Below are 22,815 nucleotides of genomic sequence, written 5' to 3'. Positions count from 1 at the left end.
GGACAATGGAGACGTTTATCAAGCCCGTTAATACGGTGCGCGGAGGTTTGTGCCCAGCCGCGAATTTATGCGAATTGCATAACCCGAGCGACATAAAAACCCCGCAAGGCCGCGGGGTTCTTTGCTCAGGCAAAAACGCGTTACCTGGCTTGCATCCAACCCGCCTTCGATTACCTGACATAACGTTTGCGCGCGCAAACGTCTCGAAGTCCTGTCGAAATCAGGTTCCATTTTTTATCCAGACGCTGACTAAGTCAAGCAAAATCTAACCAAAATACGCGAACTATCAAACCCCTCTTGCGCACGGCGAAATGCACCCGCCGTCAGCCGCTTTCCCCGATGTAGCCTGACTTTCGTCCGATGGATCGGTACTTCCGAGGCACAAAAATCGGGGTCGATTTAAGCGTTAAAACTCGCATCTCGCGCAAACAAAATTGAAATAGCGTTTCGGAAAATCCCACGCTCATGACCACCGCCCCCGATCACCGCGCTTCGCCCGACACGCCCCGCGACCGAGACGGCAGCGCCGAAGAAGTTACCGCGCTCGCGCGCGGCCTCGCCGTCCTGCGCGCCATCGCCGCCGCCGACACGGCGCTCGGCAATCGCGAACTGACCGAGCTCACCGGCATCCCGAAGGCGACGCTCTCGCGTCTGACCGGCACGCTCGTCTCCACCGGCTTCCTGGCGCGCCTGCCCGACAGCGAGCGCTTCGTGCTCACCTCGTCGGTCCTCGAACTCTCCAACGGCTTCCTGCGCAATTCGGACCTGCGCGCCCGCGCCCGGCCCTTCCTCACCCGCCTCGCCGAACGCACGGCGCTGTCGGTCCATCTGGCGGTGCGCGACCGCCTCGACATGGTCGTGATCGACGCCATCCGCCCGCGCTCGGCCGTGCTCGTCTCGCGGCTCGAAGTCGGCGCGCGTATCGACATGAGCCGCACCGCCGTGGGCCGCGCCTACCTCGTCTCGCTCGAAGCGGCCGAGTGCGCCGAACTCACCTCCGCCCTGCAGGCCGCCGCCGGCAACGACTGGGGTTTCGTCAGCAGCCGTCTCGACGCGGCGCTCGCCGAAACCGCCGAGCAAGGCTACGGCATGGCGATCGGCGAATGGTACGAAGGCCTCAACGCCATCGCCGGCACCTTCTTCGGCCCGGGCGGCGAGCTTTACGCAATCAACTGCGGCGGCGCCGCCCAGCAATGTCCGCGCGACTGGCTCGTCGCGCACGCGGTGCCGCTGTTGCGCGAATCCATCGAGCGCATTGTTGCCGAAATCGGCGGGACCGCCTGCCTGCCGCCCCCGCCTCACGTCACCGCGGCCTCGACGGCCGCCCCAGCCGCGAATCCCGGCCGCTCATCCTGACAGATAAATGACACAGCCGGTAACGTTCGTAACGTCTCGAAAGATACGGTACTGGACTGTAACGAAGGCAGCGACGTAGCATCATGCTTTTTGGCGGCGTAAGCCGTCTGTACGCCGTCGCACGCGCCGGCGCGGAATCAGCGCGCATCGCGCGCCCAGCCGCGCTGGCCCGGGAATACAACCGCATCACGCCGCGATACTTCGCGCGACGTCAGGCCGACCGCGCCTCCCGCCAGCCATGCGCAGCACGCCAGCCAGCGCGGCGGCACCTGACATCAAGCTTGCGCGCGCCTCGCGTAGCATCGGCAGTCCGTGCGGCTTGCGCCGCCCGCCCCGATGCCGCCGGGCCGCCGCGCGCGGCCAATCCGCTCAACCGACACGCACGTCACCGACCTCGTAACCGACCTGACCGATGGATCAACAAGAAAAGCGCCCGGATTCCCCTCGTCGAGACACGCCGTCCGCCACCGCCACGCCGCCGTCGGGCGAGGTCCGGCGCAGGAGCCGGGGCAAGCTCATCGCGTTCGTGATCGTGTTGATCGTCGTGCTCATCGTGCTGCTGCGCTGGCAGCCCTGGAGCAAGACGCCCAATGGCGGCGCGGCTGCGCCCGGCGGCGCGAGCGGCGCGAGCGGCGCGCATTCGCGCCGCGGCGGACCCGGCGCGTTCGCCAACATGCCGCAGCCCGTGAGCGTGGCGACGGCCAGGGCGGGCGACATGCCCATCGTCATCACCGCGCTCGGCACGGTCACGCCGCTCGCCGACGTCACGGTGCGCACGCAACTGTCCGGCACGCTGCAGAGCGTGAACTTCGAGGAAGGCCAGATGGTGAAAAAGGGCGACGTGCTCGCCCAGATCGACCCGCGCCCGTACCAGATCTCGCTCGCCAACGCCGAAGGCCAGCTCGCGCGCGACCAGGCGCTGCTCGCCACCGCCCGCCTCGACCTCAAGCGCTACCAGACGCTGCTCGCGCAGGACTCGATCGCGAGCCAGCAGGTCGACACGCAAGCCTCGCTCGTGAAGCAATATGAAGGCACGGTGAAGTCGGATCAGGCCAACATCGACACCTACAAGCTCGACCTCACCTACGCGCGCATCACCGCGCCGGTCTCGGGCCGCGTGGGTCTGCGTCAGGTCGATCCGGGCAATTACGTCACGTCCGGCGACACCAATGGCATCGTCGTGCTCACGCAGTTGCAGCCGATCAGCGTGATCTTCACGACTTCGGAGGACAACCTGCCCGCGATCATGAAGCAGATGCGCGCGGGCACGAAGTTGTCGGTGACCGCCTACGACCGCAGCAACACCACGATGCTCGAAGGCGGCTATCTGCAAACGCTCGACAACCAGATCGACACCACGACCGGCACCGTCAAGCTGCGCGCGAGCTTCAAGAACGACGACGAGTCGCTGTTCCCGAACCAGTTCGTCAACGCGCGCCTGCTGGTCGACACGATCCACAACGCCGTGATCGTGCCCACCTCGGCGGTGCTCAACGGCTCGCAGGGGCAGTACGTCTACGTCGTGAAGCCGGACAACACCGTGACCGTGCGCGTCGTCAAGGTCGGTCCGATCGACGCCGAACGCACCAGCATCGCCTCGGGTCTCGCCGTGGGCGAGCGCGTCGTGATCGACGGCTCGGACCGCCTGCGCGAAGGCTCGAAGATCACGATTCCCGCCGAGCGTCCGAAGCATGCATCGGGTGCGTCCGGCGCATCGGGCGCGTCGTGGGCCGGCGCCGCCTCGGGCGCTCACCGCCATCGCCGTCACGCCTCTGAAGCTTCGAGCCAGTAAGCCGCATGAATCCTTCCCGCGCTTTTATCCTGCGCCCGGTCGGCACGGCGCTGCTCATGGCGGCGATCATGCTGGTCGGTCTCGTCGCGCTGCGGTTTCTGCCGCTCTCGGCGCTGCCCGAAGTCGACTATCCGACCATCCAGGTGCAGACCTTCTATCCGGGCGCGAGCCCGGACGTGATGACGTCCTCGGTCACCGCGCCGCTCGAGCGCCAGTTCGGGCAGATGCCGTCGCTCAACCAGATGTCGTCGCAAAGCTCGGCGGGCGCCTCGGTCATCACGCTGCAGTTCAGCCTCGACCTGCCGCTCGACGTCGCCGAACAGGAAGTGCAGGCCGCCATCAACGCGGCCGGCAACCTGCTGCCCTCCGACCTGCCCGCGCCGCCGATCTACGCCAAGGTCAATCCGGCCGACGCGCCGATCCTCACGCTCGCCATCACCTCGAAAACGCTGCCGCTCACGCAGATTCAGGATCTCGCCGACACGCGTCTCGCGCAGAAGATTTCGCAGGTCGCCGGCGTGGGTCTCGTGAGCCTGTCGGGCGGCCAGCGTCCGGCCGTGCGCATTCAGGCGAACCCGCGCGCGCTCGCCGCCTACGGCCTGAATCTCGACGATCTGCGCACCAGCATTTCGAACCTCAACGTCAACACGCCGAAGGGCAATTTCGACGGCCCGACGCGCGCCTACACGATCAACGCGAACGATCAGCTCACCGACGCCGACGCCTATAAAGACGCCGTGATCGCGTACCGCGACGGCCGTCCGGTGATGCTCACCGACGTGGCGAACATCGTGCAGGGCGCGGAGAACACCAAGCTCGGCGCGTGGGTGGACAACACGCCCGCGATCATCGTGAACGTGCAGCGCCAGCCGGGCGCGAACGTGATCGCCGTGGTGGACAGCATCAAGGCGCTGCTGCCGCAACTACAGGAATCGCTGCCGCAGGCGCTCGACGTGCAGATCGTCACCGACCGCACCACCACGATCCGCGCCTCGGTGCGCGACGTGCAGTTCGAGCTGCTGATGTCGGTCGTGCTGGTCGTGCTGGTGATGTATCTGTTCCTCGCGAACGTCTACGCCACCATCATCCCGAGCCTGTCGGTGCCGCTCTCGCTGATCGGCACGCTGGCCGTGATGTATCTATGCGGCTTCTCGCTCGATAATCTTTCGCTGATGGCGCTGACCATCGCGACCGGCTTCGTGGTCGACGACGCCATCGTGATGATCGAGAACATCGCGCGCTACGTGGAGGACGGCGACCCGCCGCTCGAAGCCGCGCTCAAGGGCTCGAAGCAAATCGGCTTCACCATCATCTCGCTCACGGTGTCGCTGATCGCGGTGCTCATTCCGCTGCTCTTCATGGGCGACGTGGTCGGCCGCCTGTTCCACGAATTCGCGATCACGCTGGCCGTGACCATCGTGATTTCGGCGATCGTCTCGCTCACGCTGGTGCCGATGATGTGCGCGAAGATGCTGCGCCACACGCCGCCCACCGAAAGCCGCCGCTTCGAGACGCGCGTGCACGCGTTCTTCGACTACGTGATCGGCCGCTACGGCGTCGCGCTCGAATGGGTGCTCGCGCGCCAGCGGCTCACGCTGCTCGTGTTCGCGGCCACGCTCGTGCTCACGGGCGTGCTCTACGTCTACGTGCCGAAGGGCTTCTTCCCCGTGCAGGACACGGGCGTGATCCAGGCGATCACGCAGGCGCCGCAATCGGTCTCGTATGCGTCGATGGCCGAGCGTCAGCAGGCGCTCGCCACCGAGATCCTCAAGAACGAGAACGTGGAAAGCCTCACGTCGTTCATCGGCGTGGACGGCCAGAACATTACGCTCAACAGCGGCCGCATGCTGATCAACCTGAAGGCGCGCGACGACCGCAGCGAGACCGCCAGCCAGATCATCCGCGACCTGCAGCAGTCGACCGCGCATATTCCCGGCGCGACGCTCTACATGCAGCCCGTGCAGGATCTGACGATCGACTCGACCGTGAGCCCGACGCAGTATCAGTTCATGCTCACCACGCCGAACATCCAGGACTTCACGACCTGGGTGCCCAAGCTCGTGCAGCGTCTGCAACAGCTGCCCGAACTCGCCGACGTGGCGACCGACCTGCAGGACCAGGGCAACTCGGTGTTCATCGAGATCGACCGCGCGAGCGCGGCGCGTTACGGCATCACGCCCGCGACCGTGGACAACGCGCTCTACGATGCTTACGGCCAGCGCATCATCTCGACCATCTTCACGCAGTCGAACCAGTACCGCGTGATTCTGGAAGCCGATCCGGTGATGCAGCATTACACCGACTCGCTGAACTCGATCTACCTGCCCTCCTCGACCTCGACCACGGGCCAGGTGCCGCTGTCGGCCATCGCGAAGTTCCACGAGCGGCCCGCGCCGCTGCTGGTCTCGCACCTCTCGCAGTTCCCGGCCACCACGGTGTCGTTCAACCTTGCGCCGGGCGCCTCGCTGGGAGCGGCGGTCAAGGCGATCCAGCAGGCGGAGAAGGACGTCGGCCTGCCCGGTTCGTTCCAGACGCGCTTCCAGGGCGCGGCGCTCGCGTTCCAGGCGTCGCTCTCGAACGAGCTGTTCCTGATCCTCGCGGCGATCGTGACGATGTACATCGTGCTGGGCGTGCTCTACGAGAGCTTCGTGCATCCCATCACGATTCTCTCGACGCTGCCCTCGGCCGGTATCGGCGCGCTGCTCGCGCTGATGATCACCGGGCACGATCTGGACATCATCGGCATCATCGGCATCGTGCTGCTGATCGGCATCGTGAAGAAGAACGCCATCATGATGATCGACTTCGCGCTCGACGCCGAACGCAACGAAGGCAAGCCGCCGCACGAGGCGATCTATCAGGCCTGCCTGCTGCGCTTCCGCCCGATCATGATGACGACGATGGCGGCGCTGCTCGGCGCGCTGCCGCTGATGCTCGGCACCGGCGCGGGGTCGGAATTGCGGCGGCCGCTCGGCATCGCGATCGCGGGCGGCTTGATCGTGAGCCAGGCGCTCACGCTTTTCACCACGCCCGTGATCTATCTCGCGTTCGATTCGATCGCGGCGCGCCTGCGCAAGCGCTTTGGCGGCGACTCGCAGCCGACGCCGCCCGCGCCCACGTCCGGCCCGGAGCACTGACGCGATGAATCTCTCGCGCCCGTTCATCTCGCGCCCCGTCGCGACCACGCTGCTCGCGCTCGGCATCGCGCTCGCCGGCCTCTTCGCGTTCACGAAGCTGCCGGTGGCGCCGCTGCCGCAGGTCGATTTCCCGACGATTTCGGTGCAGGCCACCTTGCCGGGCGCGAGTCCGGAAACGGTGGCGACCAGCGTGGCGAGTCCGCTCGAACGCCACCTCGGTTCAATCGCCGACGTCACCGAAATGACCTCGCAGAGTTCGGTGGGCAGCACGCGCATCACGCTGCAATTCGGCCTGAACCGCGACATCGACGGCGCCGCGCGCGACGTGCAGGCGGCCATCAACGCCGCGCGCGCCGACCTGCCGACGAGCCTGCGCTCGAACCCCACGTATCACAAGGTCAATCCCGCCGACGCGCCCATTCTGATTCTCGCGCTCACCTCGCCCACGTTGAGCGCCGGGCAGCTCTACGACTCGGCGGCCACGGTGCTGCAACAGTCGCTCTCGCAGGTGGACGGCATCGGCGAAGTGGACGTGAGCGGTTCGGCCAACCCGGCCGTGCGCATCGAGCTGGAGCCGCATGCGCTGTTCCATTACGGCATCGGTCTCGAAGACGTGCGCGCGGCGCTCGCCTCCGCGAACGCGAACAGCCCGAAGGGCGACATCGAGTTCGGCCCGCAGCGCTACCAGCTCTACACCAATGACCAGGCGAGCAAGGCGAGCCAGTACAAGGACCTCGTGATCGCCTACCGCAACAACGCGGGCGTGAAGCTCTCGGACGTGGGCGAAGTGGTCGATTCGGTGGAGGATCTGCGCAACCTCGGCCTCGCCAACGGCAAGCATTCGGTGCTGGTAATCCTGTACCGCCAGCCGGGTGCGAACATCATCGAGACCGTCGACCGCGTGATCGCGATGCTGCCGCAACTGAAAGCCTCGCTGCCCGCCGACGTCGACGTGATTCCCACTTCGGACCGCTCGGTCACCATCCGCGCCTCGCTCAAGGACACCGAGCACACGCTGATCATCGCCGTGGCGCTCGTGGTGATGGTGGTGTTCCTGTTCCTGCGCAACTGGCGCGCGACGCTGATCCCGAGCGTGGCCGTGCCCATCTCGATCATCGGCACCTTCGCGGCCATGTACCTGATGGGCTTCTCGCTCGACAACCTCTCGCTGATGGCGCTGACCATCGCGACGGGCTTCGTCGTCGACGACGCCATCGTGGTGCTCGAAAACATCTCGCGCCATATCGAAAGCGGCATGCCGCGCATGAAGGCCGCGCTACTCGGCGCGCGCGAAGTGGGCTTCACGGTGCTGTCGATCAGCGTCTCGCTGGTGGCCGTGTTCCTGCCGATTCTGCTGATGGGCGGCATCGTCGGACGCCTGTTCCGCGAATTCGCGCTGACGCTCTCGCTCGCCATCGCCGTCTCGCTCGCGGTCTCGCTCACGCTCACGCCGATGATGTGCTCGCGCCTGCTCGAAGAAGCGCACGAGAAGAAACAGGAAGGCCGCTTTTCGCAGTGGCTCGAACGCGGCTTCATGCGCATGCAGAACGGCTATGAGCGCACGCTCGGCTGGGCGCTCGCGCATCCGCTGCTGATCCTGATGGTGCTGCTCGCGACCATCGCGCTCAACGTGGTGCTCTACGTGATCGTGCCGAAGGGCTTCTTCCCGCAGCAGGACACCGGGCGGCTGATCGGCGGCATTCAGGCCGACCAGGCCACCTCGTTCCAGGCGATGAAGGTGAAGTTCGCCGAGATGCAGCGCATCGTGCAGGCGAACCCGGCTGTCGATTCGGTAGCCGGCTTCACGGGCGGACGCGCGACCAACGCGGGCTTCATGTTCGTCTCGCTCAAGCCCAAGAGCGAGCGCAAGCTGTCCGCCGACGAAGTGATCGCGCAACTGCGCGGGCCGCTCTCGAACGTCGCGGGCGCGCGCACCTTCCTGCAATCGGTGCAGGATATTCGCGTGGGCGGTCGGCAATCGAACGCGCAGTATCAATTCACGCTGCTCGCCGACAACACCGCCGATCTCTACAAGTGGGGGCCGAAACTCACCGAAGCGTTGCAGGCGCGCCCCGAACTCGCGGACGTGAATTCCGACCAGCAGCAAGGCGGCCTCGAAGCGATGGTCACGATCGACCGCAAGAGCGCGGCGCGACTGAACATCACGCCTTCGCAGATCGACAATACGCTCTACGACGCGTTCGGCCAGCGCCAGGTCTCGACCATCTACAACCCGCTCAACCAGTATCACGTGGTGATGGAAGTCGCGCCGCAATACTGGCAGAGCCCGGAGATGCTCAAGCAGATCTGGGTCAGCACCTCGGGCGGCACCGCGAGCGGCGCGCAGAGCACCAATGCGACGGCGGGCACGGTCACGTCCACGGCCACGACGAGCGCGTCGTCGGGCGGCACCGGCGGCACCTCGTCGTCGAGCGCCGCGACCATCGCTGCCGACTCCGCGCGCAATCTCGCGATCAATTCGATCGCGGCCAGCGGCAAGTCGAGCGCCTCGTCGGGCGCGGCCGTGTCGACGGCGCAGGAAACCATGATCCCGCTCTCGGCCATCGCCTCGTTCGGGCCGGGCACGACGCCGCTCTCGGTGAATCACCAGAGCCAGTTCGTGGCGTCGACGATCTCGTTCAACCTGCCGCCGGGCAAGTCGCTCTCCGACGCCACCCAGGCCATCTACGACACGATGGCCGAGATCGGCATGCCGCAGACCATTCACGGCAGTTTCCAGGGGACGGCGCAGGCGTTCCAGCAATCGCTCGACAACCAGCCGATCCTGATTCTCGCGGCGCTGCTGGCCGTCTATATCGTGCTGGGCATTCTCTACGAGAGCTACATCCATCCGCTGACGATTCTCTCGACGCTGCCTTCGGCGGGCGTGGGCGCGCTGCTCGCGCTGCTGCTCTTCAAGACCGAGTTCAGCATCATCGCGCTGATCGGCGTGATTCTGCTGATCGGCATCGTCAAGAAGAACGCGATCATGATGGTGGACTTCGCGATCCAGGCCTCGCGCGAGGGCCTGAGTTCGCACGACGCGATCCGCCAGGCGTGTCTGCTGCGCTTCCGTCCGATCATGATGACGACCTGCGCGGCGCTGCTCGGCGCGCTGCCGCTGGCGTTCGGGCGCGGCGAAGGCGCGGAGCTGCGCGCGCCGCTGGGCATTTCGATTGTCGGCGGCCTGATCGTCAGCCAGATGCTCACGCTGTACACGACGCCGGTGGTCTATCTGTACATGGACCGGCTGCGCGTGTGGTGGGATACGAAGCGCGGCAAGCTGGAGCCGCCCGCGCGGGTGGTGGAGTGAAAAAAAGGCGGCTGAGTTTGACGCTCAGCCGCCTTTTTTAACGCGCGTTCCGCTTTGAAGCGGCGCTGAATTTGCCGCTGAATTTCCTGCTCACCTCGCCGCTCGCCTCAAAGCGACCGGCAGGCACGCCACCATCAGATGCAGCAGCACCGGCACGACGATCCCATCGTCGACTACGCCGACGAGCGGCAGCGCGATATTGAACGGTGCGAGCGCATAAAGCGTAAGCAACGCCGCCGAGGGCACCAGCCAGGCCGGCCGGTTCGGTTGCCGCAGCGCGAACCACAGCACGCGCACATCGCCCCTCACGATTTTCAACAGCCAGGCCAAACGCTTCATCTCAACCTCCTCGTCCGTCAGCACGCCTCAGTGCTGTTCGTGCCCCGGCGCGTCCGAGCGCGACGTCCGGATCACCAGGCCATCCGGCGAAAAATGCGCATTGAACATGCCGTCGCCGGCGACGCCGCCTTCGGCCCAATGCCAGCTCCACACTTCCTCGTGGCTCAGCGCGTACTTCGACACCGTCGCCGGCTTGCCGAGCAGTTTGCGCACGTCGTCCTGCGTCATGCCGGGCACCACCTGAGCGATATTCTGCGCCGTCAGCGCCTGGGTCATGGCGACGAGTTTGCCATCCGCGTCGAAATCCAGCATCCACGTATTCAGTCCGTTCGGACCACGCGGGTATTCGAGGCGTTCCGTGCCGTCGTCGTTCTGCCAGACGATTTCGGGTTTGCCCGCCGACGCGCGCACGTCCTCGACCGTCGACACGCCGATCTTGAGCCCGCCGAACGCCATCGCGTCGGGCTTGACCGCGTTGACAGCGTCGGCGACCTTCTGCTGGTCGCAGGCCGTCAGCAGCGTGCCGCAAGCGGCGGCGAGCGCGAGGGAAACACTCAGGGTTCGGAACATGGCAATCGTCGGCGTAAGAAAATGTGGGGGCGCGCGGCCAGGCTTCAAGACGACCTCGGGGGATCGCATGAATCGCATGAATCGCATAAATCGCGGGGATTCGCAGGGATTTCGCGGATCGCCCGGCCCGCGCGGCTGGCGTGCGAGTATGCCACCGTCGCGCGGCGCTTCAGCGGCGTTTGCGCGCCGTTTGCCTAAGCGCGAGACACACGATTGCGTCTGGCTTGTCCGCGCGCAAGTTCATGAACGACTGCAACGTCAAGCGCTTAGTCAAGCGCTTCGTCACGCGCTTAGAACCGCCCTCAAAGCCGCTGCGCGATCGCCAGCGTAAAGATGCGCGCCCAGCGTTTCGCTTCGCCCTCGCCGGGCATCGGCAATTGCCAAAGCGGGTGTTTTGCATCGCTGACACGCAGCGCAACGTGCCAGCCGTTGGCGTCGCGTTGCGCCTGCGCGTCGTGCAGATCCGCGAAGATATAGGCGCCGTGCGCGCCCTCGCACGTGATTTCGCACAGCCGCTTGCCCGCCGCGAGCCGCGCCTCGCCCCAGGCGCCCGAGACACGGTGCGTCCAGTCGCCGTCGCCGCGCAGATTGGGCGCAACCGCTTGCCGACGACGCCACCAGCGCGCGACCAACGCCACGATCGCCACCGCGACCACCACCGCCACGCCCACGGCCACGCCGAGTCCGAAGCGCGCGGCGAGCGCATGAAACGACCACACCGCGCCATAGACGAGCGCGGCGAACGCGAAGAGCAGAACGAGAATCGGCATGCGGGAAACGGCAAAAGCAAAGAGAGAGGAAGCACAGCGAAGGCGGCGTCGCCGGCACACGGCGGGCGACGCGCAAGGACACAGCGGACGAAGCAACGCACATAACAACGCACGAAACAGCGCGCAAAACAGCGCATCAACCGGCGCGCGCTGCCTTCACGCCACGCGCGCCGCGCGCCTTATTGCTGCGGATGCTGCGCGGCCCATTCCTTCACGGCGCGCAGCGTGTTTTCCACGTGCTGATCGGGCGAGAGACTCGTGTACTCGTAGATCACCTTGCCGTCCGGCGCGATCACGTACGAGACGCGGTTGGCCATCGACTCGTGCATCGGCATCGAGGCGTCGTAGGACTTGATGATCTTCGAGTCTTCGTCGGCGGCGACGGGGAACTTGCTGCGGCACTCGCTCACCGAGAACTTCGTGAGCGTGCCGATGTTGTCGTGCGACACGCCGATCACGGTCGCGCCGTATTTCTTGTACTCGTCGACGGCTTCGGCGAATTCGTGCGCTTCGATCGTGCAGCCCTTCGTGAACGCGGCCGGATAGAAGTACACCACCACCGGTCCCTTCTTGAGCTCGGAAGCGAGCGAGTACGTGTAGGTTTTGCCGCCCAGCGACGCCTGGGTCGTGAAATCGGGCGCGGCGTCGCCCGGCTTGAGCGTGGCCTGCGCAGTCAGGGCGAACAGCGACAGGCCGGCGCACACGAGCGCCGCGGCGCCGGCCGCGAAATACCTCGGTTTCATAGCGGATGTCCTCGGATGTCCTCGATGGGGCACGAATGGAGCGCCGGGACCGCGGCCCGCGACGGACCGCCACGGGTCTTCGGCGCCGCCCCTATTGGACCACAGTCCGCGCGTGCACGCAGAGCGCGCATGCAGCCACGTGCGGCGAACGCGAACGAGCAATCCGCATGCCCTTACACGCGACTTTCAACGCACGCGGATCAACCGTCCGCGTAGGCCGAAAACCACGCGCCCGCCCACAGATTGAGCTCGCCAAGCAGCGGCGGCGTGAGCGTGGAGAAGCGCCCGCCCGCTTCGGCGATGAGCGTCTGCGCCCGGGTCTCGTCGCCGCGTTCGCACGCATGCGCGACGCGCAGCAGCATGCCGAGTTCGCCATGCTGGCCGTCGACGGCCGCGGTGATCTCGCGCGCGAGGCCGAGGCCTTCGAGCGTATCGGTGGCCGTCGAGCCGACCAGCACGTGCACGAGCGAGAAGATCCCGGTCATGAACGCGGCATCGGCGAAATCGGGGTCGTTCGGCGCGAGACTGCGCGCGGCGAGTTCCATGAAGTGCGAGCGCGTGCCCGCGAGTTGCACGAGCGGATCGGACGCCCACGGCAGATCGCGTCCGCTTGCGTAAAGCAGCAACTGCGCCCAGCGCGCGATCTGGCGCGTGCCCGCAGCCAGCACCGCCTCGCGCAGCGACGAGATCGGCCGCCCCGGCGCATACGCGCTCGAATTCACGAGGCGCAGCAACTGCACCACCACGCCCGGATGACTGCGCAATTCATGTTCGAGCGCGGCCACGCCCACGTCGCTCGCGACCAGCGCGAGCAGACGCACGAGCGCAAGACGCGACGCGCGCATGCGCGGCGCGCGCAGCATCTGCGGACGCGCGAAGAAGTAGCCCTGGAACAGCTCGAAGCCGAGGTCGCGCGCGTACTCGAAGTCCTCGCGCGTCTCGACCTTTTCGGCGATCAGCGTCTTGCCCGCGGCGGAGATGGCGGCGGCCAGCGCGGGCAGTTCGGCGCGATCGGTCTGCAGCAGATCGACCTTGATGATGTCCGCGTAAGGCAGCGCGCGGCGCAGGTTGTCGGTGAGCGCGCTCACGTCGTCGAATGCAATGCGATAGCCCACGCGGCGCAACTGCGCGAGACGTTCGAGCACGGCGACATCCAGGCCCACATGTTCGAGCACTTCGAGCACGAAGCGGCCCGGCGGCAGCAGATGCACGATGTCGTCGAACAGCAGCTCGCGGCTCATGTTGACGTAGCCGTGATGGCGCCCGAGCACGGCGGGCACGCCGAGCTGGCCCATCGTGCGCGTCATCACCTGAGCGGTGGCATGGCGGTCGTCGAAAACTTCGGCGCGATTTTGCGCGCCGCCGCGAAACAGCAGCTCGTAGGCGTTCAGCGCGCCGTTGCGGTCGAGGATCGGTTGCCGCCCGAGATAGACGAACGGCTGCCCACCGAGACCCGCTGCGTGTTGCATGGGCTCCTGGCCGCCTGCGCTGGCCCCGTGTTCCGGCCTGGCGGACGATGACGATGAATCTGACATGGCGGATGACTGGAGCGGATAATCCCGGACAGCAGGTCCCGACGGTAGTGGTAATAACCGGTAAGAAATTTGTCCCTGCGGACAGGCTCTCAACGGACCTTCGCTCCGGATGCCTGGCCGCTCAGACAAGCCTCCGGGCGCGGCGAGCGTATGCATCGCGCATCGGCGCGGGCAGGCTGCCGGCGCCACTTTAACCGAAACTGCGTGCGCTGACACCGCTCGATGCCGCGAGTTCGCACACGGGTCGAAATTTCCGTTGTGTTTCGGTTTTGACACTAAAGATTTTGCGCGCAAGGTCGATATCACGGTCTGATGGGCGTGTTCAGCCGGATGCCGATGCGCCCGCCGACCGGACCACCGCGGCCTCACGCTCTGGCGTGCCGCCTGGAGAACCGGCGCAACAACGATCAGATCAAGGGTTGCCAGCGATACACATGGAAGCGAACAGGATCACCGCGCCCCGCCCGGGCTGGCTGCGCTCGGTCATCGGCCGGCTGCGCACGCGCGCCGGGCTGCCTGTCGAAGCCGGCGTCCCGCTCGCCTCCACGAGCGGCGCGCCGCTGCTGCCTGACGCGCATGACGCGCCGCACGACATGACGCTGGCCGCGCGCATGCTCGAAGCGCCGTCCGACGCTGTCTCGCGTTCGTTCGAACACACGGCGGCGGCCGTCGACTTCCTCGTGCACGTGGACCGCAACCTGCGCTTCCTCTATGTCTCCGATGCGAGCCTGCGCTTCGCCGGTTATCACCGCGAGTTCCTGCTCGGCGCGACGCTGCACGACCTCGTGGCGCCCGAACATCAGACGCGGCTCAGCGAGCTGTTCGCGCGCGCGCTCGACAGCGGCGCCGTCGAGAAGGACACTGTCGACCTCGTCAAGGCGCTCACCTACCCGCTCGCCGTGGAGCTGCGCGTGCAGCGCGCGGCCTATGCGGGCATGGACGGCTTCGCGGTCGCGGGCTTCGATGTCTCCGCATGGCAAGGCGACGCCGCACGCCTCACGCACGCGCTGCATCACGACCCGCTGACCGGCTTGCCGAACCAGGCGGCGCTCGGTCCCGCGCTCGAAAGCGCCCAGGCCGAAGCCGACCGTCACGGCCTGCCGATCGCGCTGCTGCTGCTCGATCTCGACGACTATCAACGCGTGAACCGCGCGCTCGGCTACGACGCCGGCGACGAACTGCTGCGCGAAACCGCGCGCCGCCTCACGCATCTCGCGCTGCAAGGCGAGCTGATCACCCGCATCGGCAGCGACGAGTTCGCGATCCTGATCACGCCGCAGCTCAACGCGAGCCCCGGCGATCTGCGCGTGACCGCCGAAGCGCTCGCGCGCCGCCTGCTCACGTCGATCCTGCAGCCCTATACGTTCCGCGACCAGCCCGTGCATCTCTCGGCAAGCATCGGCATTGCGTTCTATCCGGACCAGCGCGCGCAAGGCGGCCTGCCCGGCATCCTGCGCGAAGATCCGCACGAGACCGCGCACGACCTGAACGATATCCAGGCCGACAGCACGCCGCTGATCCGCCGCGCCGACCAGGCGCTGCAACAGGCCAAGGCGGCGGGCGGCAACACGATGATGTTGCACGTGCCCGACGACGATCCGACCGACGCGATGCTGCTGAAGCTGGAGTCCGACCTCTACGACGGCGTGCGCAACGGCGAGTTTTCGCTGCACTATCAACCCATCACAAGCAGCGCCACGCGGGGCGTCGTGGGGGTCGAGGCGCTGATCCGCTGGCAACATCCATTGCATGGGCTCGTGCCGCCCTCAACATTTATTCCCCTTGCGGAATCCGTCGGCCTGATTAATTATCTCGGCAACTGGGTTTTGAAAGCGGCCTGCATGCAGTTGACGCAATGGGACGAGCAAGGCATCTCCTTGCAGTACATTGCGGTCAACGTATCGCCGCAGCAGTTCCGCAATCCGAGATTCAAGGACAGCGTTCAGGAAGCGATCCAGCTCACCGGGCTCGATCCGCGCCGACTGGTGTTCGAGATTACCGAAAGCCTGCTGATGCAGGACCCGCAGCACGCGGTCAAGCTGCTCGAAGAGCTGACGGGCCTCGGCATCCGCTTCGCCGTGGACGACTTCGGCACGGGCTATTCGAGTCTTGCGTACCTGCAGCGGTTTCCGCTTTCGAAACTGAAGATCGACCGCAGCTTCGTGGAGAACCTGCTCACCTCGCGCAACGATCAGGCGATCGTCAACGCCGTGGTGGGCCTTGCGCGCACGCTCGAACTCGAACTCGTCGCCGAGGGCGTCGAAACCGAGGCGCAGCGCGAATTGCTCACGAAGATGGGCTGCGACCACATCCAGGGATGGCTCGTCTGCAAGGCGTTGCCATCGGAGGAACTCTCGCAGCGGTTCGAGTCGCGCAGTCTGCACCTTCACGGAGTGCACTGATGGCGACACCGATATACGCTGGGCTTTTGCGAAATTGACATGGTTCAGATGGTAAAGGCAGTCCTGCTCGACCGGCTCTGGGCTCGCATGAACGAGCGCGGCGACTTCCCCATGCTGTCGCAATCGCTGCGCACGACGGTCGCGGCCATGACCAACGACGACTACGACTTCGGCGCGCTCGTGAAAGTCGTGCTGTCGGACTTCGCGCTCACGCAAAAAGTGCTGCGCCTCGCCAACTCGGCCATGTACATGGCCTTCGGCGGCAACATCACGACCGTCACGCGCGCGCTGATGGTGCTCGGCATGGACGCGGTCGGCCATCTCGTGGTCGGCCTGAAGATCGTCGATCACTTCCATCACAGTGCGCCGCGCCGCATCGACGCCAAACTCGAACTGAACCGCACCCTGCTGTCCGGCTGCGTCGCGCGCAAGCTCACCGAGCGCGGCGACCTGCGCGCGGGCGAGGAAGCCGTGGTCTGCACGCTGATGCGCCAGGTCGGCAAGCTGCTCGTGGTGTTCTATCTCGAACCCGAGTGGGACCAGATCCGCCGCGAATGCGACGCGGGCACGAGCGAGGACGAAGCCTGCATCGACGTGCTCGGCGTGACCTTCGCCGAAATCGGCCAGGACGCGGCCGCGCGCTGGCGCCTGCCCGAGGCCATCCGCGAAGGCATGGGCGAGTACGACCCGGCCGGCACCGAGTCGCGCCAGGTGCAATGGCTGCGCGCCATCACGAACTACTCGACGGAAGTCGCGCGCGTGCTGACCACGCCCGGGCTGACCGACGAAGTGCGCGAGGAGCACATCGCCGAACTCGCGCAGTACTACGGCCGCGCGCTCAACACCGATCCGGAAACGCTGGTGCAGATGAGCCTCGCGCTCGCCAACGAGGAAGCCGACGACGGCGTGATGCGCGAGATCGTCGAACTGCGCGCGAACGCGGACGCCATCGCGCGCGAGGCGCTCGACCCCGAGGCGCGCATCGCCGCGGGCGTCGAGGATCTGCGCGCCCTGCCGCCCGACAGCGCGCTCTCGGCGGCGCTCACGCTCGCCACCGAAACCGTGCTCGCGGGCCTCGGCTTTGCGCGCACGGTCGTGTTCGTGCGACGCGGCGCGAACATGTTCGAAGCGCAGCGCGGCTTCGGCCCCGACGTGGAAGACGGTCTCGACAAGCTCACGTTCAGCGCGACTTTCCAGCCCGATGTATTCCATCTGGCGATCGCCAACTCGGTGGGGATCTTCATCGAGAATGCCCAGGACCCGAAGATGCTCACGCGTCTGCCGGGCTGGTATCGCGCCCGTTTCGACGACACCCGCGCCTTCGTGCTGCTGCCGGTGGCCGCGCAGGGCGAACCGCCCGTCGCCCTGCTCTACGGCGACTGGATGACGAGCCAGGAACCGCGCCGCATCTCGCAGAAGGAAATGAGCGCGCTCAACGAGCTCGCGCACGAACTCGCGCGCTTCTTTGCCGGCGATGCGGTGAAGACCCTGGCGAAAACCTCGAGCTGATCTCGACTCGCGAGCGTCGTCGCCAGGCGGCGTTGTCGTTCTAAAGCAAAACGGGGCGCCTGGCGCCCCGTTTGTTTTTCTGCGTGAATAACCGTGCGCCCTTACTCCTCGACTTGAACGAGCCCCTGCGCTTGCGCATCGCGCTCGGCCATGCCCGCCCATTCGGCCGCCTGCAAGGCCAGCGCCGACACCGCGCCCGCGTCGAGCGGCGCGAGATGTTCGCACGCCGCATCCACGGCGGACCAGTCGCCGCGCTCCAGCGCCTCGCTCGCATTGAGCAATTGCCCAAGCACGCCTTCGCGGCGCAGGATCGCCGCGCGGATCGGCTTGGCGAGACGCAGCACTTCGAGCGCGCCTTCGATCGGGCCGCCGAACACGGCATCGACGAACGAGAACACGCCCACGAGAAACGCCGAATCTTCTTCGGTCGGACCGGCTTCGGGCAACACCGCCGCCGCCATTTCCATGAAGCGCGCGCGCGTGGCCGCGAGTTGCAGCATCGGGTCGTCTTCGAGGGAAATCTTGCGGCCGTCCGCGTACAGCAGCAGTTGCGTCCAGCGCGCGATGCGGTTGGTGCCGGTGGCGTTGATCGCCTCGCGCAGCGTGGTGACCTTGCGGCCGGGCGCGAAGCTGCTCGAATTCGCGAGCCGCATCAGATGCATCACAAGCACGGGATTGAGCTTGAGCTCCGCTTCGAGCTGCATCACCGTGGGCTCGGAGGCGAGCAGTTGCAGCAGGTTCAGCAGCGCCTGGCGCGAGGCGCTCGCGCGGCGCGCGCCGCCGTGCGGCTTCGTGAAGTAATAGCCCTGAAAGCGGTCGAAGCCGAGCGCATGCACGCGTTCGTAGTCGTCCTTGTTTTCGACGCCCAGCGCGACGAGCAGCTTGCCCGCCGCCTTGAGCACGCTCGCGAACTTCGGCAGCATCGTGGCCGCGATGTCGCGAATGTCGATCTTGATCGCGTCCACGTAAGGCAGCAGCTTCGCGAACGATTCGTCGGCCTTCGTAACGTTGTCGAGCGCGAAGCGAAAGCGCTTGCCATGCAGCTTGACGATGCGCGCGATCACCTCGGGGTCGGCGCCCACGTCGATCGGCAATTCGAAGGTGACGCGATCGGCGGGCAGACGCAGCAGCGCGTCGTCGAACAGCATCTCGCGCGTCACGTCGATCCATGCCGGATGGCCCGTGAGCGCGGCGCGCAGCGCGGGCCGCGTGAACGCCTCCACGAGCACGGCGGCCTGTGACGGCGGCGCGAGCGTGAGCCCTTGCACCGCGTTCGCCGCGTTTGCGGGGTCGGCGGGCGTGTGACTGTCGGCCGGTTCGCCTTCGCGCGCGACGATGCGCGGCAAGGTTTCGTAGGCGCACAACATGCCGTCGCGATCGAGCAGCGGCAAGCGCGCGAAATACACTTCGACGGAATCGGCCCGGTCCTGCGTGGCGCCGGACGGCGCGCCCGAAGGCGTGCCGGCCACGGCACCCGAGGTGTGCTGGTCTGCGGTATTGAAGCTCATGGGTCCCCCGCGTGGCGCCACGTTTTTCGTCGCGCCCGTCTGGTCTCTCTTCGTTCGACTTCTTCTTGCTCGCCTGAGGACCGCGATGCGGCGCCGCGGCGCATTCCCGTTTCCACCTTTAATTCTTACTCTTTCTTACCCGCAAAGATTTTATCCTGGCGGATACGTCCAGCCTATGAAGCGGACGCTCAATTCACGAAAATAATCGCCATGTTACGCGTTCAATGCGGCGCGCGCAGGGCCAGATACAGCGGCGGGCGCGGCCATTATTCCGGATTCCGAATTATCGATGCGTAAAAAATACCGGCCGGTGTCAACCGGCCGGTCGGGCGCTACACGATGACACCGCGTGCGCTTACTTCAGCACGACCTTCACGTCGAAGTATTTGGCGGCGATCTTGTCGATCGTGCCGTCGGCCTTCAGTTCCTTCAGCGCGCCGTTGAGCGCGGCCTTGAGCGCCGCGTCGTTCTTGCGCACGCCGTAGCCCACGCCCTCGCCCAGCAGCTTGGCGTCGACGACCTGCGGACCCGCGAACGCGAAGCCCGCGCCTTGCGGCTTGTTCAGAAAGCCCTTCGACGCGGCTTCGGCGTCCTGGAACGCGGCGTCCAGACGACCCGAGGCGAGATCGGCATAGATCTGGTCCTGCGTCTGGTAAGGCACGACGTCGACGCCCGCGGGCGCCCACTTGGCCTTCGCATACGACTCCTGGATCGTGCCTTGCAGCACGCCCACGTGCTTGCCCTTCAGCGATGCCGGCGTCGGCAGCAACGGGCTGCCCTTCTTCGCGATCATCTGGTTCGGGATCGCGTAGATCGGATCGGTGAAGTCGATCGCCTGACGACGCTGGTCGGTGATCGTCATGTCCGAGTTGATCGCGTTGAACTTGCGCGCTTCGAGCGCCGGAATCAGGCCGTCGAACGAGTTTTCAACCCACACGCACTTCGCCTTGAGCTTCGCGCAGACGGCGTTGCCGACGTCGATGTCGAAGCCCTGCAGTTCGCCGCTCGGCGACTTCGATTCGAACGGCGCATAGGACGCCTCGACGCCGAAGCGGATTTCCTTGATATCGGCAGCGTGCGCCGAGCCCGCGGCCACGGTGACGGCCGCGCAGAGCGCGAGGCGGGCCAGCTTGTTCCAGTTCATGTTCATCAGTGTCTCTTTCCAGTCGGTTTACAGCGCGCTCCGGTGGTCTCCGTCGCGCTTGGGGCAGGATCGCTGCGCCAAAAAAGCGGCTCAAACGGCCCCATCGTTTCTGATGCGCCGCAGCAACCGCGAGGGCGCGATTGTACCGCGCCCGCACACGCGCTCCGAAAACGCCCCTACGCCGTCGGCGAGCCGGACGGCGCGGGGCGAAATTGCAATTGGATGTCGTGGATGCGCAAGCGGCGGACGGCGACGGGCGTGCGCCGCCCAAGCGCCGGACGCGGCTTAAACGAGCGCGGCGAGCGTTGCGCCGGTCGTCTCGACGACGAGCAGGCCCGCGCGCAAACCCGGCTTCACGGACGGATTAGGGAACACGATGCGCTCCTCGTCGTGCGCGACGACATAGCGATACGCGCCGTCCTCGGCGAGCACGGTGCCGCGCGCGAACGGCGTGAAGTTGGCGACGTCGGCGGCCACGTGCAGTTGCAGCGCGTCGCTCTGCTTCGTGATCTGGCCGATCACGGTGAAGACGCGCGGCATTGGCGCATCGGCATCGGCGTGCGCGCCCGAGACGAGCCGTCGGATCGCCGCGTCCGCGTGCGCGAAACGCGCGAGGTCGTTCTGGCCGAACGGACGCACCTTGCCGAGTTCGAGCGTGCAGGCGGTCGCGCCGCACGCGTCGGCGGTGAACGACGAATACGTCGCACCCTTTTCCGTGTGGATCAGCACGGCGGCGATGCGCGCGTCGGCGAGCCAGTCGAACATCGCGCGCGCGGGCGCGCCGCCCGTGTACGGCAAGAGCGCGAACTGCTCGAACGCCGAGGCGCGGATCGCCGTGTGCAGGTCGAGGTGCCAGCGCGTGCCGGCAGCGGGCGTGGCTTCGAAAAAGCGCTGCGCAGCCTGTTCGAGCGCGATCGCGCGCGGCGCTTCGCGGCTCTGCGGCACGCGCGCGTGGCGGCCGCCGAACAGGCGGTTGAGGTCGTCGTCTTCGTAGCGCGTGGCGGCGCGCATCGCGGCCGCGTTGCCGAGGACGACGAGCAGACGGCACGCGAGCGGCAGACGCCCCGCCGCGATGTCCGCGACCATCTGCGAAAGCAGCTCGATGGGCGCGGTTTCGTCGCCGTGCACGCCCGCCGAAATCAGCACGCTGCGCGCCGGGGCATCCTTGTCAGCATCGCCATGCACAGGTTCGAGCAACAGCACGCCTTCGTCCTGCCACTGCCAGCGCACCGCGCCGTTCGCGCACGCGCCCGCATTTGCGTCGTCGTGCACGGGACGCCGGCCTGCCAGCGTCGCGGCGAGAAAATCGGCGAGCACGGCGGAATCAGCGCTGGAAGTCATAGAGCGAGCCGAGGCCGAGAATCTGCGTGAGTTCGTCGAGCGCCGTGCGCGACTCCGCGAGCAGCGCCGGATCGGTGAGATCCTGCGGCGCGAGGCGGTCGCGATAGTGCTTTTCGATCCACGCGTCGAGGCGCGCGAACAGCGCGTCATTCATCCACACGCCGGGCGCGACGGCGGCGCGCTCCGCTTCGCTGAGCACCACGCGCAGACGCAGGCACGCGGGACCGCCGCCGTTCTTCATGCTCTCGCGCAGATCGAATACGAGCACGTCGTCGATCGGACCGGGCTTCGCAACCAGCTCTTCGAGCCAGATCGCCACGCGCGGGTTCTCGCGGCATTCCTGCGGCACGACGAGCACCTGCTTGCCGTCCGCGCCGCTCAGCAACTGGCTGTTGAAGAGATACGACGTGACCGCGTCGGCGACGCTCACCTGCGCGCCCGGCACCTCGATCACGTCGAATGGCGCGCCCTGCGCCGCGAGCTTCGCGCGCAGTTCGTCGTAGACCTTGCCCTGCTCGACGAACGCGCGTTCGTGGCAGAACAGCGTCGTGCGGTTGCCCACGGCGATCACGTCGTTATGGAACACGCCCGCGTCGATCACGTCGGGATTCTGCTGCGCGAACACGGCGATGTCGTCGCTCAGGCCGTGGCGCTGCGCGATCGCGCGGCTCGCCTCGAAGGTCTGACGCGCCGGAAAGCGCTTCGGCTCCGGTCCGCGACGGTATTCGCTGCGGCCGTAGACGAAAAATTCCACACCGCGCTCGCCGTACTGCGCGCAAAAACGCGTGTGATTGGCCGCGCCTTCATCGCCGAGCGCGGGCGTGCCGGGCAGCGCTTCGTGCACCACGAAGTGCGACGGATCCGCGAAAATCGCGCCGAGCGTGCGGCGCGTGTACTCGTGTTCGATCGCGCGATGCAGCTTGCTGCACAGGTTCGCGGGCGTGAAATGCACGCGCCGGTCGGGCGTGTCGGCCGACGGGCTCACGGTGGCCGCGTTCGCGGTCCACATGGCCGACGCCGAGCTGGCCGCCGCGAGCAGTTCGGGCGCGTCCTTCGCGGCGCGCGCGATCGCGTCGGTTTCCTTGCCGCTGAAACCCAGTTCGCGCAGCAGACGGATCGACGGCCGCTCCTGCGGCGGCAACACGCCCTGCGCGAAGCCGAGATCGGCGAGCCGCTTCATCTTGCGCAGACCCTGCTGCGCGGCGGCGCGCGGATTCGCGACCGACTTCTCGTTGTTCTGCGACGCGACGTTGCCGAACGACAGCCCCGCGTAGTTGTGCGTGGGGCCAACGAGTCCGTCGAAATTGGCCTCCAGGGTGGCCTTGGATCCGGTTGCGGAATGGCTCATCGTCGATC

Annotated in this window: 15 protein-coding genes; 6 read left to right on the top strand and 9 right to left on the bottom strand. The window is 66.6% G+C overall.

Features of this window, described 5'->3' with window-relative positions; genetic code table 11:
• Nucleotides 1-465: 465 nt before the first annotated feature.
• The 4 genes from SB764_RS17690 (at nt 466) to SB764_RS17675 (ending at nt 9,598) form a co-directional block, all read left to right on the top strand.
• Nucleotides 466-1,356 carry an IclR family transcriptional regulator gene (locus tag SB764_RS17690; protein WP_080180549.1) on the top strand — a complete coding sequence of 297 codons (891 nt, stop codon included), beginning with the start codon at nt 466-468 and terminating at the stop codon, nt 1,354-1,356.
• A gap of 412 nt (nt 1,357-1,768) precedes the next feature.
• Nucleotides 1,769-3,148: an MdtA/MuxA family multidrug efflux RND transporter periplasmic adaptor subunit gene (locus SB764_RS17685; protein ID WP_410864195.1), complete on the top strand. Its 1,380-nt coding sequence runs from the start codon at nt 1,769-1,771 to the stop codon at nt 3,146-3,148.
• A 5-nt stretch (nt 3,149-3,153) separates the two neighbouring features.
• On the top strand, nt 3,154-6,285 hold the full coding sequence (locus SB764_RS17680) for an MdtB/MuxB family multidrug efflux RND transporter permease subunit (RefSeq protein WP_065061205.1): 3,132 nt from the start codon (nt 3,154-3,156) through the stop codon (nt 6,283-6,285).
• A 4-nt stretch (nt 6,286-6,289) separates the two neighbouring features.
• The gene (locus SB764_RS17675) at nt 6,290-9,598 is read left to right on the top strand and encodes an efflux RND transporter permease subunit (protein WP_410864193.1); all 3,309 of its coding nucleotides are present in this window, start codon (nt 6,290-6,292) and stop codon (nt 9,596-9,598) included.
• Between the two features lie 90 nt (nt 9,599-9,688).
• Here SB764_RS17675 and SB764_RS17670 read toward each other — a convergent pair whose 3' ends face one another.
• The 5 genes from SB764_RS17670 to SB764_RS17650 form a co-directional block, all read right to left on the bottom strand.
• Entirely contained in the window at nt 9,689-9,937 is a 249-nt protein-coding gene (locus tag SB764_RS17670; protein ID WP_065061203.1) for a hypothetical protein, read from the bottom strand.
• A gap of 27 nt (nt 9,938-9,964) precedes the next feature.
• A complete protein-coding gene (bamE, locus tag SB764_RS17665) occupies nt 9,965-10,507 on the bottom strand; it encodes an outer membrane protein assembly factor BamE (RefSeq protein ID WP_124260810.1) in 543 nt (180 codons plus the stop codon).
• Nucleotides 10,508-10,809: 302 nt separating this feature from the next.
• Entirely contained in the window at nt 10,810-11,277 is a 468-nt protein-coding gene (locus SB764_RS17660; protein WP_124260811.1) for a hypothetical protein, read from the bottom strand.
• Between the two features lie 179 nt (nt 11,278-11,456).
• Complete coding sequence (locus SB764_RS17655) at nt 11,457-12,020, bottom strand: peroxiredoxin (RefSeq protein WP_065061200.1); 564 nt, start codon at nt 12,018-12,020, stop codon at nt 11,457-11,459.
• A 200-nt stretch (nt 12,021-12,220) separates the two neighbouring features.
• On the bottom strand, nt 12,221-13,489 hold the full coding sequence (locus tag SB764_RS17650) for an EAL and HDOD domain-containing protein (RefSeq protein ID WP_237181273.1): 1,269 nt from the start codon (nt 13,487-13,489) through the stop codon (nt 12,221-12,223).
• A gap of 500 nt (nt 13,490-13,989) precedes the next feature.
• Here SB764_RS17650 and SB764_RS17645 point away from each other — a divergent pair, with 500 nt between their 5' ends.
• Together SB764_RS17645 and SB764_RS17640 are read left to right on the top strand one after the other, a co-directional pair.
• Nucleotides 13,990-15,957, top strand: a complete 1,968-nt coding sequence (locus SB764_RS17645; RefSeq protein WP_074986327.1) for a putative bifunctional diguanylate cyclase/phosphodiesterase — start codon at nt 13,990-13,992, stop codon at nt 15,955-15,957.
• 48 nt (nt 15,958-16,005) lie between these two features.
• Complete coding sequence (locus SB764_RS17640) at nt 16,006-17,466, top strand: HDOD domain-containing protein (protein WP_065061247.1); 1,461 nt, start codon at nt 16,006-16,008, stop codon at nt 17,464-17,466.
• Nucleotides 17,467-17,567: 101 nt separating this feature from the next.
• On the opposite strand, the gene SB764_RS17635 is transcribed toward SB764_RS17640, so the two are convergent.
• The 4 genes from SB764_RS17635 to astB all read right to left on the bottom strand — a co-directional run bounded on the left by SB764_RS17635 (nt 17,568) and on the right by astB (nt 22,807).
• A complete protein-coding gene (locus SB764_RS17635) occupies nt 17,568-18,974 on the bottom strand; it encodes an EAL and HDOD domain-containing protein (RefSeq protein WP_110329352.1) in 1,407 nt (468 codons plus the stop codon).
• Between the two features lie 355 nt (nt 18,975-19,329).
• A complete protein-coding gene (locus SB764_RS17630) occupies nt 19,330-20,124 on the bottom strand; it encodes an ABC transporter substrate-binding protein (protein WP_176081892.1) in 795 nt (264 codons plus the stop codon).
• A gap of 279 nt (nt 20,125-20,403) precedes the next feature.
• Nucleotides 20,404-21,459: a succinylglutamate desuccinylase gene (astE, locus tag SB764_RS17625; RefSeq protein ID WP_110329353.1), complete on the bottom strand. Its 1,056-nt coding sequence runs from the start codon at nt 21,457-21,459 to the stop codon at nt 20,404-20,406.
• On the bottom strand, nt 21,443-22,807 hold the full coding sequence (gene astB / locus SB764_RS17620) for an N-succinylarginine dihydrolase (protein ID WP_321890609.1): 1,365 nt from the start codon (nt 22,805-22,807) through the stop codon (nt 21,443-21,445). The genes astE and astB overlap by 17 nt, the downstream gene beginning before the upstream one ends.
• Nucleotides 22,808-22,815: the final 8 nt, after the last annotated feature.

Source organism: Paraburkholderia sp. SIMBA_027, assembly GCF_046535315.1.
Classification (GTDB): Bacteria; Pseudomonadota; Gammaproteobacteria; order Burkholderiales; family Burkholderiaceae; genus Paraburkholderia; species Paraburkholderia tropica.
Note: the sequence above shows the minus strand (reverse complement) of the source record. Positions and strands in the feature narration are given on the sequence as shown.